The following is a 16,371-nucleotide window of genomic DNA, read 5'->3' on the forward strand; positions in this document are numbered from 1 at the left end:
TAGTGGCTGCCCGCCCTCCCCGCATCCTTGCGATTGCCGGGTCCGATAGCTCGGGCGGCGCGGGCATTCAGGCGGACATCAAGACGATCACCATGCTCGGCGGCTACGCTATGACAGCGGTGACCGCGCTAACCGCGCAGAACACCCGCGGGGTGCGCGCGGTCGAGGCGTGCGATCCGGACTTTGTCGCCGCGCAAATGGATGCCTGCATGGAGGATATCGGCGTGGATGCGGTCAAGATCGGGATGCTCGGTAGCGCCGATATTGCCGAGGTAGTTGCGGATCGGCTGGAAGACCTGCCCTGCCCCATTATGTTCGATCCCGTCATGGTTGCCACCAGCGGCAGCGTACTGGCGGACGAGGCAACCATCGACGTGTTCGAATGGCTGATGGAGCTCGCCACGCTCACCACCCCTAACGTTCCCGAACTCGAAGCGCTTGGCGGCGTAAGTGGCATGGAGGCGCGCGGTGTCACCTACCTCGCCAAGGGCGGTGATGCCGACGGGCCGATGGTCGAGGATCGCCTCGTGCGACCCGGCATGGACGACGTGGTGTGGAGCGAAGCACGCATCGTCACCAAGCACACACACGGCACCGGCTGCACGCTCTCGAGCGCGGTTGCGACCAAGCTGGCGCAGGGCCTGCCGCTCGAAGAGGCGGTTGCCGAAGCGCGGCAGTTCGTGCGTGAGGCGCTGCTGGCCGCACCGGGCTTTGGTCAGGGCAGCGGACCGCTTGGGCATCAGTCGGTGCGCTGATCCGGCGGGGCTAGGTGGGCGCGAAAGCTGTAGGAAAATCGTTCTGCCCAACAAATCCTTGCACTCCTAGCCACTAAGTTTAGATGATATGTAACAACATCTCATGACTCGTGATCCAACATGACCCTATTGATTGATCCGGCGCATCACATTGCATCAGCGCCAGATGGACTTGCGGAGATCCGCAAACAGGAATGCAACCTTGCGATCTGGCAGCGCCATCCGATTCTGCAGCCGTTTGACTTTGTGCTGGCTGAAGGACTTGAATTGCGGCTGACAACAGAGCTCTCAGTATTGCGACTACGGCTGGAGTGCACTCTGCCTGACGGCCTGACGGCTGGAGAGCCGCAGAAAGTCGCACTCATTGACGATATTTGCAGCCTTGCTCAGCACTTCGGGGCTATCCTCAACCAGTCCGCACTCGAAGTGCGGCTTGAAGTCATCACAACAGACGCCTGCCGCAAGTTTCATGCAGACTATGTCACCGCCCGCCTGATTTCGACATATGTCGGACGCGGCACGCAATGGCTGGATCGCTTGGACGCAGAGCGCGTTGCAGCAGGCGACAAGCCCGCCAATATCCAGTCACTTGTAGCGGGTGATGTAGGTATCTTCAAAGGCCGGCTCGCGACGAAACGCCCTGCAATTCACCGCTCTCCACCCATAACGGGTACCGGTGAGGCGCGACTCCTGCTGGTACTCAACCCGGTGGAAGAGGACTGACATGTCATCAACCGTCAATCTCGACCGTGCGGCTGTGGCAATGAGTCTGTCGTGCATCATCCACTGCGTGGCCCTGCCGATCTTCGCTGTCAGTATGCCGATACTGTCCGGGTTGGCCGAACGCGAATGGGTACACTGGGTCTTTGCAGCGTCGGCTGTACTGGCCTCGGCCGCAGTTTTCGCGAGAGCACACTCCGCCAGATCACCATGGTTCGCTGCGCCGGTCCTCGCTGGACTAACATTCCTGATTGTCGCGCTCTTTCCCGAGTCAACCGGCGCGAACGAGGATGTGCTGACTGTGATCGGCGGCCTTCTGCTGGCGGGCGCTCACGGGCTACGGCTCGTCAGGCATTCCCGCCGGACTTCAGGCGGTTCCTACCCCTCCAGATCATAAAATTCCGCAATCGCCTGCCAGCCCTCTTCCGCAGTTTCGCACCACGTGATCAGGTCGAGGTCCTTCTTCGAAATCGTGCCTTCTTCGGCAATCGCTTCGAAATCGACGACGCGGGTCCAGAAGTCCTTGCCGTAGAGCAGGATCGGCACCGGCTTCATCTTGCCGGTCTGCACCAGCGTCAGCAGTTCGAAGAACTCGTCAAAGGTGCCAAATCCGCCCGGGAACACGGCCACAGCACGGGCACGGATCAGGAAGTGCATTTTCCTGAGCGCGAAATAGTGGAAGTTCAATGACAGGTACGGCGTCACATAGGGGTTGGGCGCCTGTTCGTGCGGCAGGATGATGTTGAGGCCGATGCTTTCCGCCCCCGCATCGCTCGCACCACGGTTGGCAGCCTCCATGATCGACGGCCCGCCGCCCGAGCACACCACGAACTGGCGCTTGCCGTCTTCGACAATCGCCTTTTCGCCGGCCATTTTCGCAAGGTCATGCGCGACCTGGTAATACTTGGCTTTGGCGGCAAGGTTCTTCGCCACCTTCTGTTCGAATTCACTACCCCCCTTCGCCGCCTCAATCTTGGCATCCGCCTCTTCGGGAGAGGGAATGCGCGCAGAGCCGTACATGACCAGCGTCGATCCAACCCGCGCTTCATCAAGCAGCATTTCGGGCTTCAGTAGCTCCAGCTGGAAGCGTACCGGGCGCAGTTCTTCGCGCAGCAGGAAGTCTGTATCGCGGAAAGCCAGCTTGTATGCCGGATGGCGCGTTTGCGGTGTGTCATTGGGAGCGGAATCGGCGAAGGTCGCTTCGCTATCCGCGTGGTAGAATTTGTAATCGTGCAAATCGCTGCAATTCTTGTCGTCTTCGGCGCTCACGCAAATCTCCTGTTCAAGCCATCTGGCCTGACGCAGTGTGTGCGAAGGGTCAAGGGAAGAACTGGATGCCCCGCAAGGATTCGAACCTTGATTGACGGAGTCAGAGTCCGCTCTCTTACCGTTAGAGGACGGGGCACCAATCAGAGCGCGCGCCTCTATAACGCGCTGTGGATTCGGTCAAGTGCCCGTTAGCCCGCAGAGCGCCAGGTCACCGTGCGACAGAACAGGGTCACGCAGCCCTGCACATCGAGCGATCCGTTCCGGCCCGGTCGGACAACCGCGCGGTAGGTTCCACCGTCTTCGGGGTTGTAGACTTCACCACGCCAGGCACCATCGCGCCAACGCAGCCCTTCAAGCACGCGAATGCCGAGGATCGGGCGATCGCGCAGCGCAGGATTGTCATTGTGAACGTCGTTGTCGGGCTCGCCCGGCTTGTTGCGGATGATCCGCGTGATTGTACCGCAGCGGGCATTGCCGCAGGGACGCACGGTGATTTCGACGTAGCCGCCCTGGTCGATATAGGTCCCGTCGATGCGGCTCTGCGCACTGGCAGATGGCGTGGCCAGCGTGGCGGCAAACAGCGTAGCGGAAGCGAGAAGCGGCTTGATCATATGTCCCATACAATTGACCTAGCTTGCCGGTTTCCAACTCAGGCTGAACAACTCGCTCCGCCGAGCACGCAAAAGCGCGCGCAATGCGGATGGTTGAGCGACACCGCGCCGTTCGCTTCGGCAATGGTATCGCCGAGATCGAAACCAGGATCATAGGGAAGTAGCGTGCAGGCGACTACTCGCGGCGCAGGTTCTCCCTTGCGGTGGACGACCATACGGCTGCTCGCACACATCTGGTCATCGGGCGATTTGCCAAGGATGCCCCAGCATTCGGTGGTGATTTCGGGCACATCGGCGGCCGCGTCCATCTCCGGAAAGAGCACGAGGCACGAAGGATCGGCGGCGTCGATGGCGATGCCCTGCGCTTCAAACAGCGCGCCGTAGGCAGAGCGTGCCTGCTCCTGCGTCTCACCCGCTAGGCTGCGCCCGGCAGCGGCGATGGAGAAGTGGTTGGCGGAGAGCCAGCGCAAACCATCGAGCATCGGTTCCCAGCTGTTGGGGCCACGCTCAGCCTCGTGCACTTCTTGCGTGTGGTGGTCGATAGAGACGCGGATCGTCAGCCTGTCGCCGTGATCGTGACGGAGGCGCAACAGCTCGGCCTCATGCCGCCGCATCGGCTTCATCGCATTGGACAGCACCAGCACTTCGTGCTGGCACCGCAGCGCACCTTCGATCATCGCAATGATGTCCGGATTCATAAACGGCTCGCCGCCGGTGAAACCAATCTCGCGCACATTCAGTGGGCCGATTTCATCGAGGAAGCGTGCGACATGCTGCGCGCTCATATAGATCAAAGCATCGTTGGTCGGGCTGCTTTCGATATAGCAATTGGCGCAGGCGAGATTGCACAGCGTGCCCGTGGCAAACCACAGCGTGTCGAGCTTGCGCAGCCCCACGGTGGCGCGCGCTTCGCCCTTGGCGGTGACCAGCGGATCGACGAATTTCTCGCGCGCGAGTTCTTCGGCTTCGACAGCGAAAGGAGACGCGCCGGTGGGCACGTTGCGTGACAGACTGCGCGTTGCCATCAGAACATCCGGCGGATCTTGGCGAGGAAGGCAACCCAGCGCTTGGGCCACGCGCCGAACACTGTTGGCTCCCACGCGGCAAAGGCAGCAGCCTTGGTGATCTCCGAACGGGTGGGGTAAGAAATGATCGCGCCGCCCATATCGAAGGTGCCCGATTTACCGGTAATCGACTGGGTGAGCGGCAGCAACAGCTCGCCCGCATTGACCCCGCAGATGCTCGCACCGACGACCTTTTTGCCCTTCAACATGACTTTCAGATGTCCTTCGGTCAGGCCTTCTGCAATCGCGCGTTCGTTATGGTCGAAACCTTCCTTCACCACGTTGAGCTTGTCGCCGAATTTCTCGCGCGCTTCGGTCTCGGTCATGCCGATCTGGGCGACTTCGGGCTCAGTGTAGGTGCACCAGGGCAGCGCCTTGAAATCGACTTTCGTCGGCAGTCCAAGCGCAATTTCGAGTACCACGTTCGAGCCTTCGTAGCCCGAGACATGCGTCAGCCGCGGCCCTTCACGGCAATCGCCGATGGCGTAAATGTGCTTGATTGAAGTCCGACGACGATCATCGACCTTGATACCATTGCGGCCGAGTTCAATGCCGAGTTCTTCGAGACCGTAGCCTTCGGTGCGCGCCTTGCGACCCACGGCGAGGAGCAGGTGGCTGCCAGTCACGTCTTCACCTCTATCGGTGGTGACAGTCACGCTGCCATCCGCGCCCTTTGCGACTTTGTCAGCTTTACCCTTCACGAAACGCACACCCTCGCGCTTCATGACATCAACTACGACGGCGACGGAGTCGCGATCATCGCGGCCCATCGGTTCGCCCGGTTCGATCACGGTCACTTCGCTACCCAGGCGGCGAAAACTCTGCGCCATCTCCATGCCGATCACACCGCCGCCAATGATGACGAGGTGCTCGGGCTGATCGGTCAGGTCGAACAGGTTTTCATTGGTGAGGTAGTCCACATCGTCCAGCCCTGGAATGGGTGGAACGAACGGCCCAGAGCCCGTCGCAATGACGATGCGCGGTGCGGTCAGCTTGCGGCCGCCCACGGTCACTTCCCTGGGTCCGGTGATTTTCGCCCAGTCCTGAATGACCTCGCAGCCCATCTCCTCGAACCGCTCAACACTGTCATGCGGCTCGATATGCGCGATGGCATCGTGGACGTGTTTGTGCACGCCGGACCAGTCGACCACAGGTGCGGCCAGTTGCACGCCCGCGCGCTTTTCTTCGCGCGCTTCGGCAGCGCGCTTGGCGGAGGCGATCAGCGCCTTAGAGGGGACACAGCCATTGTTGAGGCATTCGCCGCCCATCTTGTGGCCTTCGATCAGCGCGGTCTTCAGCCCGAACAGCGCGCAGCCACCCGCTGCGGTCAGTCCGGCAGCACCGCCGCCGATTACGATAACGTCATGTGAGTATTCCATAGGTCCCCGCGTGCGTAACTCATCTGGGCTAGGAAACGAAACGCTTCCTGTTATGGCCATGCACTTCGCCGAAAAGGGACATTCGGTTTCATGAATCTCGAAAACTCACAGGACTATTACGGCAAGGTACTGGGCGGATCGGCCGATCTGCGCACCGATGCCTGCTGCACTTTTGAAATGCCGAGCGATGCCGTCGCCAGAGCGCTGAAGAATGTGCACGAAGAGGTGAAAGCGCGCTACTACGGCTGCGGACTTGTAGTGCCGCAAGCGCTCGAGAGTTGCCGCGTGCTCGACCTTGGTTCGGGCAGCGGGCAGGACGCCTATTTGCTGGCGCAGCTGGTCGGACCGAACGGCCATGTGACCGGCGTCGACGCCACTCCTGAGCAGCTCGCCGTCGCGCGCGAATATCAGGGCTGGCATGCCGAGCAGTTCGGCTTTGCCAATGTCGAATTTGTCGAAGGCGATATCGAGAAACTGGGCGAGCTTGGCCTTGAAGAAGGTAGCTTCGATGTCATCGTATCCAACTGCGTCATCAATCTTGTCGCTGACAAGGAAGCCGTATTCCGCGCCGCGCATCGGCTGCTGAAGCCGGGAGGCGAGCTGTACTTTTCCGATGTCTATGCCGACCGCCGCGTGCCCGAGCATCTGCTGAGCGATCCGGTGCTGCACGGCGAGTGCCTTTCCGGCGCGCTTTATTGGGGCGATTTTGATCGCCTCGCCAAGGCCGCCGGTTTCGCCGATCCGCGCCTTGTCACTGATCGCCCTCTCGGCATCAACGACCGCGAAGTGAAGGCCAAACTGGACGGGATCAATTTCGTCTCCGCCACCTATCGCCTGTTCAAGCTCGATGGACTTGAACCGCAGTGCGAGGATTATGGGCAGGCCGTGCGCTACAAAGGAACGCTGGAGGGCCACCCACGCGTGTTGGAACTCGACGCGCATCACGCGATCGAGGCGGGGCGCACGTTCCCGATCTGCGGCAACAGCTGGCTAATGCTCGCCGAAACTCGCTTTGCCGAGCATTTTGAATTTATCGGCGACTTCTCGAAGCACTACGGGGTATTTCCCGGCTGCGGGACCGATGCACCGTTCGGCCAGTCGGCGAGTGAAAACACGTCGGCGGGCACGGCCTGTTGCTGAAGATTCTCGTCACCGGCGCCGCTGGACTGATCGGCGGCGATGTCTGCGCGCGCCTTGTGGCGAAGGGCCATGCGGTGACCGGCATGGTCCGTCGTAATCCGGAGGTGCGCGGCAATGATGGCGCGCTGGTAGAAGGTGTCACGACCGTTTCAGGCGATGTGACGCTGCCGCTGATGGGGCTGGAGCCTGAGCCGCATGATGTCGTCATCCACTGCGCCGCCAGCCTGGAATTCGACGCCCCCGAGGAAGAATTGCAGGCTATCAATGTCGAGGGCACAAAAAACGCGCTCGCCTATGCCAAGGAAGCGGGTGCAGCGTTCCTGCATGTCAGCACGGCCTATGTCTGCGGGCAGGTGAGCGGCGCGGTGCCGGAAGGCCCAGTGCCTGCCGATACGCAGTTCACCAACCGATACGAAGCCAGCAAGGCACGGGCAGAAGCGGCGGTTGCCGCGAGTGGTCTTCCCTTCGCGGTTGCTCGCCCCTCCATTGTGCTCGGCCACAGCAAGACCGGCGTGATCCGCGACTTCCCCTCGCTCTGCAACGTCTTCCGCCTGATGGCGCGCGGCAAGGTGACGCAGTTTCCCTGTGTACCCGGATCAACACTCGATCTCGTGCCCATCGACCATGTGGCCGAGGGCATTGCCCGCCTTGCAGAGCGCATGAACGAGGCGAATGGAGCATACTTCCATCTTGTCGCCAGCGATCCGCTTCCGGCTGCCGAACTGGCTTACGGTGTACAGCGCGTCGAGCACTTCCCCGACCCGCAAGTTGTGTCACCGCAGGACTATGATCCGACATCACTGCGTCCCGCCGAGCAGATGCTTGCCGGGCGGATGCTCGGGACGTTTGGAGCCTATTTCACCCGCGATCCGCAGTTCGATGACGGCCGCTTCCGCGCGGTGACGGGCTTCGAATGCAATCCGACCGATAGCGCTTGGCTGGACCGGCTTATCGCGCACGGGATCGAAGCGGACTACCTGCCCAAGCCGCGTTAACGCACGTCCGGGTAGTACCGCTCCAGACGTTTCTTCGCGCCGAGCCCCCACAGGAAGCCGACCTTCAGATAAATCCAGTTCGCTTTGAGCGGGCCCCATTTAGCGATCCGGCGGTCAGAAGTCTCCACCCGGTCGGAAATCATCTTCACCCGACCAAAGCGCGTCATACGGATGCACAGGTCGGCCTCTTCCATCACCTTCGCTGCCGGATCGCAGCCCCCGCTTTCCAGGAACTGCGTGCGGCGGAAGAACATCGCGTGGTCGCCGAACAGCAAACGGCAACCTTTGAAGAACAGGTGGGGACGGAACAGCAGCGGCGCGTACCAGGTTTTCGCCCAATTATGCAGCGTGGTGCCCCAGCGCGTTTTTTCCGGCCCGCGCAGGATCGGGGTGAAGCCCGCAAGGCTGATTGCGGGATCAGACAGCGTCCGCTCGATAGCATGGATAAAATCAAGCGGGGGGACCGTGTCGGCATGCAGCACCACGACATAGTCGCCGTCTGCAGCATCAACTCCGGCGTTAATCTGCCGCCCCCTACCCGCAGCGGTCTGCACAGTGCGCCACCCCTGCGCCCGGACAAAATCGAGCGAGCCATCGCTGCTGCTGCCGTCCACCGCGATTACTTCCAACGGTTTCGGATTGAGCTGTGCAAGAACCGCCGCGACCTGCGGCAGCACGCGCTCCTCATTGAGCATGGGAATGACAATGGAGGTGCGGCTCACGGAACGAGTTCCGGCCATTTCTCGAGATCTTCAGGGCGATCGCAATCATCCAGTTCACCCAACAGGCGATAGCGTACATTGGCGGCTTTCAGCCGCACTTCGGTCTCGCGCAGCACCTCGTCAGTGCCCCAGCGCATATCTTGCCACAGGAAGTCGAGCGCGCGGGCAAAGCCGAGTAGATAGTATCCGCCATCGCTCGCCGGGCCGATCACAGCTTCATGGGTCTCAAGCGCGTCGGCAGCCTCGCGCAGGTGCTGCGCAGTCAGGCCGGGAACATCCGCGCCGAGCAAGATCGCAGGCGCGGGTGCACGCGACAGCCGTGCGCCTAGGTCGCCCTCACCCTGCTCCACCAGCGCCACATCCTCACCCAGCCATGCGGCAAATTCAGTGTGCGAAGCCCCAGTGGTCCAGACCTGAAACGGCAAGCCGCTTTCACGGATCGTGGCGACTGTACGCCCGACCAGCCGCCGATGAACCTCTGCCGCACCCGCACCTCCCAACAGCGGAGCAAGCCGCGTTTTCGCCTGCCCAGCAACCGGGAATTTGGCGAACAGGGCAATGGTGGGAAGCGTGGAGGTCATGCCCCCCTCTAACCGCAACATTGCCTGCTGGCGAGCGGTCCCACGCGCAGCAGCTTGTGAACGATCCCCTCTTGGGCTAACCTGATGTCAGGTTCCGCTCATTGGTGGCGGGTATATTGAAGTTAGAAAGTACGAAGTCATGGCGGATTATTCTCCGCCGGATGGACGCGAAAAGGCCAAAGGTAAGGCGAAAAACCGCAAGGGAAACCGCCGCCGCAAGACGAAAAAGGCCCCGAACCGCGCTCCCGGCGATGGCAAGGCAAAAGCCCGGCAAAGCGAAAGTAGCTGGCGACGCCCACCGCACAATTCATACAAGCAGGCCTATGCCGCGATTGATCTCGGCACCAACAACTGCCGCCTACTGATCGCGCGCCCGTCTGAAGACAATTTCGTCGTGATCGACGCTTTCAGCCGCGTGGTCCGGCTGGGCGAAGGGCTGGCGCAAACCGGGCGCCTGTCTGATGCAGCGATGGACCGGGCGCTTGGCGCTCTCAAGATCTGTTCGGACAAGCTGCGCAAGCGCAATGTCCACCTCGCCCGCTCGGTCGCCACCGAAGCCTGCCGCCGCGCAAGCAATGGTGAGGCCTTTATCGAGCGGGTGCGAAAGGAAACCGGCATCGCGCTCAACATTATCAGCGCGCAGGAGGAAGCGCGCCTTGCCGTGCTGGGCTGCCACATCCTGCTCGAAGACGGGATCGGCCCTGCGATCATCTTCGACATCGGCGGCGGTTCGACCGAGCTGGTGCTGATCGAGCCCGGAGCGCCGGTTCCGCGTATACTCGACTGGCAGAGCGTGCCCTGGGGCGTCGTGTCACTGACCGAAACCGTTGGCAAAGAGGTGGGCCCGCAAGAGGACCGCCTCGCGCGTTACGAAAAGATGAAGCAGCTGGTGCTTGAAAGCTTCGCCGAATTCTCGGATCGGATTGAGCCGCATCGCTCGCCAGACCAGCGCCTGCTTGGCACCAGCGGCACTGTGACAACGCTTGCAAGCGTTCATCTCGGCCTGCCGCATTATGACCGCAGCCAGGTCGACGGATTGATCGTTCCGACAGACAGCATGGTCGATATCTCGCAACGCCTTTCCGCCATGTCACCCGCCGAACGTGCCGAGCTCGATTGCATCGGGCACGAGCGTGCCGAGCTGGTGGTGGCGGGATGCGCGATCCTCGAAGCAATCCTCGAAATCTGGTCTGCCCCGCGCCTCGGTGTGGCCGACAGAGGTATCCGCGAGGGTATCTTGCGCAGCCTGATGACCGCCGATGCCGAAGGCTCCGAGGCGCAGGCGGCATTACGCCAGGCTAAATCCGAAGGAGTATCGGGCTGATGGCACGCTCCGGACAGGACTCGCAGCGGCGGCTGAAGAGCGCCAAGAAGCGCAAGGCCAGCTCGCAGCGGTGGCTCGAACGCCAACTCAACGATCCTTACGTCAAGAAGGCGAAAGATGAAGGCTGGCGTAGCCGCGCGGCGTTCAAACTGATCGAGCTGGATGATCGCTTTGGCCTGGTGAAAGGCGCAACGCGCGTGATTGACCTTGGCATTGCACCTGGCGGTTGGAGCCAGGTGGTGCGCAAGCGTGCTCCCGGCGCGACTGTGGTTGGCATCGATTACCTAGAAACCGAACCCATCGAAGGCGTCACCATCCTGCAAATGGACTTTATGGACGATGCTGCACCGGGTGCGCTGGAAGAGGCGCTGGGTGGCCCTGCCGATCTCGTTCTGTCAGACATGGCGGCGAACACGGTCGGCCACAAACAAACCGATCACCTGCGCACGATGGCGCTGGTAGAGGCCGCCGCATGGTTCGCGGTCGAGAACCTGACCGAAGGCGGCGCTTTTGTTGCCAAAGGCTTTGCTGGCGGCACCGATGCGGAGTTGTTGGATCTGCTCAAACGGCACTTCAAGACCGTAAAACACGCCAAGCCACCCGCCAGCCGCAAGGGTTCGAGCGAGTGGTACGTGGTGGCGCAAGGCTTCAAGGGGCGCAGCGACTAACGCTGTCGAGGCCGCATAACAAAAAAGCCCCGGCGCGAACCGGGGCTTTTTTGTTTCGCTTGTGCGCGAGCTTTATTCGGCAGCGGCTTCTTCAGCCGGAGCTTCTTCCGCACCTTCTTCAGCCGCAGGCTCTTCTGCCGGAGCGGCTGCTTCCATCGCAGCCGCCTTGGCTTCCAGCATGCCCATGTCACCGCCGTTGCTGAGCATATAGGCGATGACGTTCGCACGGTCCTGTGCGCTGGAAAGGCCGGCAAAGGTCATCTTAGTGCCCGGAGCGAATGCCGCCGGATTTTCCAGCCACGCATCCATCGTGTCGTAATCCCACGTGCCACCATGCCCGGTAAGCGCTTCAGAGTAGGCAAAGCCCGCTGCGTGACCGCCAACGCCCGTTCCCATCACGCCATAAAGGTTAGGACCGATACCATCGGCACCGCCCTGCTCGACCGTGTGGCACGATGCACAGCGGGCAAACACCGAAGCGCCATCTTCCGCGTTGGCCGCACGAATAATCGGCAGCATGTCTTCTGCGGGCTGCGCTCCAGCCCCCTCTTCCGCCGCTTCAATGGGATAGCCCGCGCCGGTGCCTTCGATGGAGTGGAAGTACATGCCGGAAACAATGGCACCGCCAAGCGCGACGATACCGCTGCCCAGTACCCAGCCGAAAATGGTGTTCATACGATCATTCATGACAGGTCATTTCTAACGTGTGTGGAATATGGCTCGCGCTCTAGTTGTCTCGGGCCACGCGCGCAAGGGGTCAGTGGGTCATAATCGCTTGTCCATGTACAAGAGCCAAGCTAGTCGCGGCCTTGTTATGGAGAGTTTTCCCGCCCCCGCCCTCGCAATGGTCGAGAAAATGCGCGCCGCTGCCGCCGAGCAGCCCGAGCGCGCTATCGCTTTTCAGGGCGCACCCGGTGCCAATTCGCATCGCGCTGTTGTCGAATGGGCACCCGAAGCCCTGCCGCTGCCTTGCTTCAGTTTTGCCGGCGCCATCGAAGCGGTGAAGTCTGGCGAGGCCGGGTGCGCGATGATTCCCATCGAAAATTCGCAAGCAGGGCGCGTGGCGGATATTCATTTTCTGCTGCCCGAGAGCGGTCTGTCCATCGTGGGCGAACATTTCCTCGCCATCCATCACGCGCTGATGGCGCTGGACAAGGAAGGCCCGTTCGAGGCCGCCTATAGCCACCCGCACGCGCTCAGCCAGAGTCGCGCCTATCTGCAGGAACGCGGTATCGTGCCGATGAGCCACATCGATACAGCGGGCTCTGCCGCCTATGTCGCGGAAAGCGGCAACGACAAGATCGCGGCGATCGCCCCAGCGCTCGCGGCGGACCTGTATGGTCTCAAGATCGTCGAAGAAAATGTGGAGGACAGCGCGGACAACACCACGCGCTTTGTTATTCTGGCGAAAGAAGCGCTCGACCCGGCGACACTGACCGATCAGGAAACGATGACGACTTTCGTCTTCGAAGTGAAGAACATCCCTGCTGCGCTCTACAAGGCGATGGGCGGCTTTGCGACCAACGGGGTCAACATGACCAAGCTGGAAAGCTACCAGAAGGGCGCGAGCTTTGCCGCCACCATGTTCTACGCCGACATCATCGGCGCGCCGGGCGATCCGGCGGTCGACCGGGCGATGGAAGAGCTCGCCTTCCACTGCAAGGGCGTGACGCAATTCGGCACTTATCCGCTGGCGCGCAAGCGCGGATGAGCGAGGAAGCGCATCCTGACCTGCGCATCGCAGTCGAGCAGCCGAACCGACCGGACATACTGGCCTTGCTGCACATGCATCTGGAAGAGATGCACCGCTACTCCCCATCGTGCAAAGTGAATGCCCTGCCCGCCACAAAGCTTGCAGGACAGGGTGTGACCTTTTTCGCTGCTCGCGGCGGGGATGATCTCGCAGCCATTGGTGCCTTGAAGCGGATTGATGCCGAGCGTTGCGAAATCAAATCCATGCGCGCATCAGCCGACTGGCGTGGCAAAGGGGCCGGCAAAGCCATGCTCGACCACCTGCTGGATACGGCGCGGGCTAGAGGCTGCACATGGGTCGGTTTGGAAACGGGCAGGCATCCTGTTTTTGAACCCGCGACAAAGCTCTATTCCTCTCGCGGCTTTGCCGAATGCGAGGCGTTTGAGGACTATGAGAGCGACGATTTCAGCATGTGTATGTCGCTCGAACTGAAATAGCCGGAATTTACCGCCAGAAACGCGCGCCAAGTCATTGCTTCGTAACCCTTGCCATGCCAGTTTGCTCCGGTGACCGGGGTCAAAGGGAAAGACGTGCTTCCGCCGCAGCGGGAAGGCTTCGCGGAGGCTTATGAAGAGCTGCGCGCAAGCGAGTCGATCCAGTTCACCGAAGTGCCTACACCCGAAGTCGAGCCTCCCCCTGACTGGCTGGTGCAATTGCTCGATGCTCTGGGCTCGCTCTTTGCGCCGATCGCACGGCTACTCGTGGCGATATGGCCTGTGTTGATGTGGGTGCTCATCATCGGTGGTGCGGCCTTGCTGCTTATCGCGCTCGTCCGGCTGATCCAGCCAGACTTCCTGCGTCGCCGCAAAAAGGGTGAAGCCGGGGAAGAAGAGTGGTCTCCCGATCAGGGCGAAGCGCTGGCGCTGCTCGAAGAAGCAGACCGGCTCGCGTCCGAAGGCAGGTATGACGAGGCGACACACCTGTTGCTCAAGCGCTCCGTCGGGCAGATTGCAGCGGCGCGGCCCGATCTGGTCGAGCCATCGTCAACCGCGCGGGAGCTTTCCGCTGAAACCCGCCTGCCAGAGGGCGCACGCAACGCCTTTTCCATCATCGCAACACGAGTGGAACGCAGCCTGTTCGCGCTGACCAAGCTCAATCTGGATGACTGGCAGGCCGCGCGCGAGGCCTATGCCGAATTCGCGCTCCAGCAAAAGGCGCTCGCCGCATGAGCCAGGTCGCAGAGAGACGCAGCAACCCCTTCCGCCCCGGCGTTGTGCTCGCCGTGCTGCTGGTGGGTGCGGGCGCATTCCTGTTAATGCTCTACGCGCTCGGTCAGGGATGGACGGGCAACGAGGAGCGCGCCGGACAGGCGCACGCCGCATCGGATGGACTGCCCGGCTTTTCCGGACTTGCCCAGCTGCTTGAGAGCACAGGCTACACTGTCGAACTATCGCGCAACCGCGGTCGGACGGACGAGTATGGTCTGGTGGTCCTGACGCCGGGCATGTTCGGCAATATCGATGAACTCAACGAAATCGTTCAGGAACGGCGCGATCTCGATGCCGGCCCCACGCTGATCATCATGCCCAAGTGGATGGCCTTCCCCGTGCCCGAGCAGTGGGACACCGAAGCGCAAGAAGACTGGGTTGTTCTGGGCGGCGCGATGGGCCCGGTGTGGACCGAGGAGTTCGCGCTTACCAAAGGCGGCGAAATCGACGTCGGTCAGACCAATGGCTGGAACGGGTTCGGTCAGTCGGGCGAACTTCCGCAGAGCGAAAGCGTACAAGCTCTGACCAGCCAGGGTGAAGAGGCATTCCGTTCGCTCGTCGTCGACAGCGAGACGGACGTTCTCGTCGGGGCGCTTGAGCAGGAACAGTTTTACGACGACTACCCGCCCTGGCCCGTGATCGTGGTATTCGAACCCGACCTGATGAACAACTTTGGTCTCGCTGACCGGAACCGCGCCGAGGTGGCGATGGGCATCATTGCCACCGCGACGGAGGGTGAAGACATGCCGATCATTTTCGATCTCACCCTGCCCGGTCTCGGCGCTTCGGAAAATTTGCTGACCCTCGCTTTCCGCCCGCCGTTCCTCGCTGCCACGCTGTGCCTGATATTTGCCGCGCTGGTGATCGCATGGCGCGCGTTCCGCAGGTTTGGCCCGCCGATAGCAGAGGCGCCGGCAATGGCGCGCGGCAAGCAGCAGCTGGCGCAGAACGGCGCCGCGCTGGTGGCACGGGTCAAGCGCTTCCACCTGCTGTCCGATCCCTATGCCGCGCTGATGAGCAAACGCATTGCCGAGGCGCTGGGAATTCGTGAAACCAACCCCGAAGCGCGCGATGTGGCTATCGACCGCGCACTGGAACGGCGCGGGTTTGACGGTCCGGGCTTTGCCAGCCGCAGGCAGGCCTTGCGCGAAGCGAACGGGCCGAGAGACATTATTCGCGCCGCGGGCGCACTGAAATCAATCGAAAGGATGCTGAAGCGATGAGCATGACGCTGGAAGATACCGCCAATCTGGCGGGGACAATCCGCAACGAGGTGGCGAAAGCTGTCGTCGGGATGGACGAGACGGTGGAGCATCTGCTGATCGCGCTGGTGGCGCAGGGGCACGTGCTGCTCGAAGGACCACCCGGGACGGCGAAGACATTCCTCGCCAACTGCTTTGCAAGCGCGACGGGCCTCGATTTCGGGCGCATCCAGTTCACGCCGGACTTGTTGCCGGGCGATATCCTCGGCTCCAATCTGTTCAACTTCCAGACCAGCCAGTTCACACTAACGCGCGGACCCATCTTCTGCCAGCTGCTGCTGGCGGACGAGATCAACCGCACGCCGCCCAAGACGCAGGCAGCGCTGCTCGAAGCCATGCAGGAACGCAAGGTCACGCTGGACGGGGAGACACACGAGCTTTCCAGCCAGTTCATGGTCGTTGCGACGCAGAACCCGATCGAAAACCAGGGCGTCTATCCGCTGCCCGAAGCACAGCTCGACCGTTTCGCCTTCAAGCTGCTGATCCCTTACCCCAGCGCCGAAGAAGAAGCGCGTATCGTGCAACGTTTTGGCGAACGCAGTGGTCCGCAAAAGCCTGCCGATTTCGGCATTGCGCAAGTTGCCTCTCCAGAGCAGATCGCCGGAGCGCAGGAAGCGGTCAAAAGCGTGACGCTGGCGCAGGATATCGTCGACTATGCCGTATCGCTGATCCGCGCAACGCGTGAGAACCCTGACCTTGCCAGCGGCGCCAGCCCACGCGCTGCCGTGCTGCTTGCCAATGCGGCGCGCGCCCGAGCCGCCTTGCAGGGACGCAACTATGTGATCCCTGACGATGTGAAGGCGCTCGCCACCGCCACGCTGCGGCACCGGCTACTGCTGTCGCCCGCCGCGGAGATCGAAGGCAAGCAGGTGGAGGACCTGGTCGAGCAAATGATCGATCAGACCGAGGCACCGCGCTAG

Annotated in this window: 19 protein-coding genes and 1 tRNA gene; 12 read left to right on the forward strand and 8 right to left on the reverse strand. The window is 61.7% G+C overall.

The window, feature by feature from the left end; genetic code table 11:
• Positions 1–2 precede the first annotated feature (2 nt).
• The 3 genes from thiD (at position 3) to OOZ52_RS05440 (ending at position 1,872) form a co-directional block, all read left to right on the forward strand.
• Positions 3–755 (forward strand): bifunctional hydroxymethylpyrimidine kinase/phosphomethylpyrimidine kinase, encoded by a 753-nt coding sequence (gene thiD, locus OOZ52_RS05430; protein WP_274697487.1) that lies wholly within the window; start codon positions 3–5, stop codon positions 753–755.
• A 120-nt stretch (positions 756–875) separates the two neighbouring features.
• On the forward strand, positions 876–1,478 hold the full coding sequence (locus OOZ52_RS05435; protein ID WP_274697488.1) for a DUF1826 domain-containing protein: 603 nt from the start codon (positions 876–878) through the stop codon (positions 1,476–1,478).
• A 1-nt stretch (position 1,479) separates the two neighbouring features.
• A complete protein-coding gene (locus OOZ52_RS05440) occupies positions 1,480–1,872 on the forward strand; it encodes a MerC domain-containing protein (RefSeq protein WP_274697489.1) in 393 nt (130 codons plus the stop codon).
• On the opposite strand, the gene OOZ52_RS05445 is transcribed toward OOZ52_RS05440, so the two are convergent.
• From OOZ52_RS05445 to OOZ52_RS05465, 5 genes are all read right to left on the reverse strand, one after another.
• Positions 1,854–2,744 carry an LOG family protein gene (locus OOZ52_RS05445; protein ID WP_274697490.1) on the reverse strand — a complete coding sequence of 297 codons (891 nt, stop codon included), beginning with the start codon at positions 2,742–2,744 and terminating at the stop codon, positions 1,854–1,856. The two genes, OOZ52_RS05440 and OOZ52_RS05445, sit on opposite strands and share 19 nt — an antisense overlap.
• Positions 2,745–2,806: 62 nt before the next feature.
• A tRNA-Gln gene (locus OOZ52_RS05450) sits at positions 2,807–2,880 on the reverse strand.
• A 52-nt stretch (positions 2,881–2,932) separates the two neighbouring features.
• The gene (locus tag OOZ52_RS05455) at positions 2,933–3,364 is read right to left on the reverse strand and encodes a DUF2147 domain-containing protein (protein WP_274697491.1); all 432 of its coding nucleotides are present in this window, start codon (positions 3,362–3,364) and stop codon (positions 2,933–2,935) included.
• A 29-nt stretch (positions 3,365–3,393) separates the two neighbouring features.
• Positions 3,394–4,380, reverse strand: coding sequence for a radical SAM protein (locus tag OOZ52_RS05460; protein ID WP_274697492.1), 987 nt, complete (start codon positions 4,378–4,380; stop codon positions 3,394–3,396).
• Positions 4,380–5,798, reverse strand: coding sequence for a dihydrolipoyl dehydrogenase family protein (locus tag OOZ52_RS05465; RefSeq protein WP_274697493.1), 1,419 nt, complete (start codon positions 5,796–5,798; stop codon positions 4,380–4,382). The genes OOZ52_RS05460 and OOZ52_RS05465 overlap by 1 nt, the downstream gene beginning before the upstream one ends.
• Before the next feature lie 90 nt (positions 5,799–5,888).
• On the opposite strand from OOZ52_RS05465, the gene OOZ52_RS05470 reads away from it, so the two are divergent.
• Positions 5,889–6,938: a methyltransferase domain-containing protein gene (locus tag OOZ52_RS05470; protein ID WP_274697494.1), complete on the forward strand. Its 1,050-nt coding sequence runs from the start codon at positions 5,889–5,891 to the stop codon at positions 6,936–6,938.
• Positions 6,932–7,933, forward strand: coding sequence for an SDR family oxidoreductase (locus OOZ52_RS05475; RefSeq protein WP_274697495.1), 1,002 nt, complete (start codon positions 6,932–6,934; stop codon positions 7,931–7,933). Before OOZ52_RS05470 ends, OOZ52_RS05475 begins: the two co-directional genes overlap by 7 nt.
• Here the strand turns inward: OOZ52_RS05475 and OOZ52_RS05480 are convergent.
• Positions 7,930–8,655, reverse strand: coding sequence for a glycosyltransferase (locus OOZ52_RS05480; protein WP_274697496.1), 726 nt, complete (start codon positions 8,653–8,655; stop codon positions 7,930–7,932). The two genes, OOZ52_RS05475 and OOZ52_RS05480, sit on opposite strands and share 4 nt — an antisense overlap.
• On the reverse strand, positions 8,652–9,236 hold the full coding sequence (locus OOZ52_RS05485; protein WP_274697497.1) for a TIGR04282 family arsenosugar biosynthesis glycosyltransferase: 585 nt from the start codon (positions 9,234–9,236) through the stop codon (positions 8,652–8,654). The genes OOZ52_RS05480 and OOZ52_RS05485 overlap by 4 nt, the downstream gene beginning before the upstream one ends.
• Positions 9,237–9,375: 139 nt before the next feature.
• On the opposite strand from OOZ52_RS05485, the gene OOZ52_RS05490 reads away from it, so the two are divergent.
• Together OOZ52_RS05490 and OOZ52_RS05495 are read left to right on the forward strand one after the other, a co-directional pair.
• Positions 9,376–10,560 carry a Ppx/GppA phosphatase family protein gene (locus OOZ52_RS05490; RefSeq protein WP_274697498.1) on the forward strand — a complete coding sequence of 395 codons (1,185 nt, stop codon included), beginning with the start codon at positions 9,376–9,378 and terminating at the stop codon, positions 10,558–10,560.
• Positions 10,560–11,228 carry an RlmE family RNA methyltransferase gene (locus tag OOZ52_RS05495; RefSeq protein WP_274697499.1) on the forward strand — a complete coding sequence of 223 codons (669 nt, stop codon included), beginning with the start codon at positions 10,560–10,562 and terminating at the stop codon, positions 11,226–11,228. The genes OOZ52_RS05490 and OOZ52_RS05495 overlap by 1 nt, the downstream gene beginning before the upstream one ends.
• Positions 11,229–11,300: 72 nt before the next feature.
• On the opposite strand, the gene OOZ52_RS05500 is transcribed toward OOZ52_RS05495, so the two are convergent.
• The gene (locus OOZ52_RS05500; protein ID WP_274697500.1) at positions 11,301–11,915 is read right to left on the reverse strand and encodes a c-type cytochrome; all 615 of its coding nucleotides are present in this window, start codon (positions 11,913–11,915) and stop codon (positions 11,301–11,303) included.
• A gap of 127 nt (positions 11,916–12,042) precedes the next feature.
• Between OOZ52_RS05500 and OOZ52_RS05505 the strand changes: the two genes are divergently transcribed.
• From OOZ52_RS05505 to OOZ52_RS05525, 5 genes are all read left to right on the forward strand, one after another.
• Positions 12,043–12,939 (forward strand): prephenate dehydratase, encoded by an 897-nt coding sequence (locus OOZ52_RS05505; RefSeq protein WP_274697501.1) that lies wholly within the window; start codon positions 12,043–12,045, stop codon positions 12,937–12,939.
• A complete protein-coding gene (locus tag OOZ52_RS05510) occupies positions 12,936–13,418 on the forward strand; it encodes a GNAT family N-acetyltransferase (RefSeq protein ID WP_274697502.1) in 483 nt (160 codons plus the stop codon). Before OOZ52_RS05505 ends, OOZ52_RS05510 begins: the two co-directional genes overlap by 4 nt.
• Positions 13,419–13,487: 69 nt before the next feature.
• Positions 13,488–14,150, forward strand: a complete 663-nt coding sequence (locus OOZ52_RS05515) for a hypothetical protein (protein ID WP_274697503.1) — start codon at positions 13,488–13,490, stop codon at positions 14,148–14,150.
• On the forward strand, positions 14,147–15,412 hold the full coding sequence (locus OOZ52_RS05520; protein WP_274697504.1) for a DUF4350 domain-containing protein: 1,266 nt from the start codon (positions 14,147–14,149) through the stop codon (positions 15,410–15,412). The genes OOZ52_RS05515 and OOZ52_RS05520 overlap by 4 nt, the downstream gene beginning before the upstream one ends.
• Positions 15,409–16,371 carry an AAA family ATPase gene (locus OOZ52_RS05525; protein ID WP_446698115.1) on the forward strand — a complete coding sequence of 321 codons (963 nt, stop codon included), beginning with the start codon at positions 15,409–15,411 and terminating at the stop codon, positions 16,369–16,371. The genes OOZ52_RS05520 and OOZ52_RS05525 overlap by 4 nt, the downstream gene beginning before the upstream one ends.

Origin of the sequence: Aurantiacibacter sp. D1-12, from assembly GCF_028858515.1 — a bacterium.
Taxonomy (GTDB): Bacteria; Pseudomonadota; Alphaproteobacteria; order Sphingomonadales; family Sphingomonadaceae; genus Alteraurantiacibacter.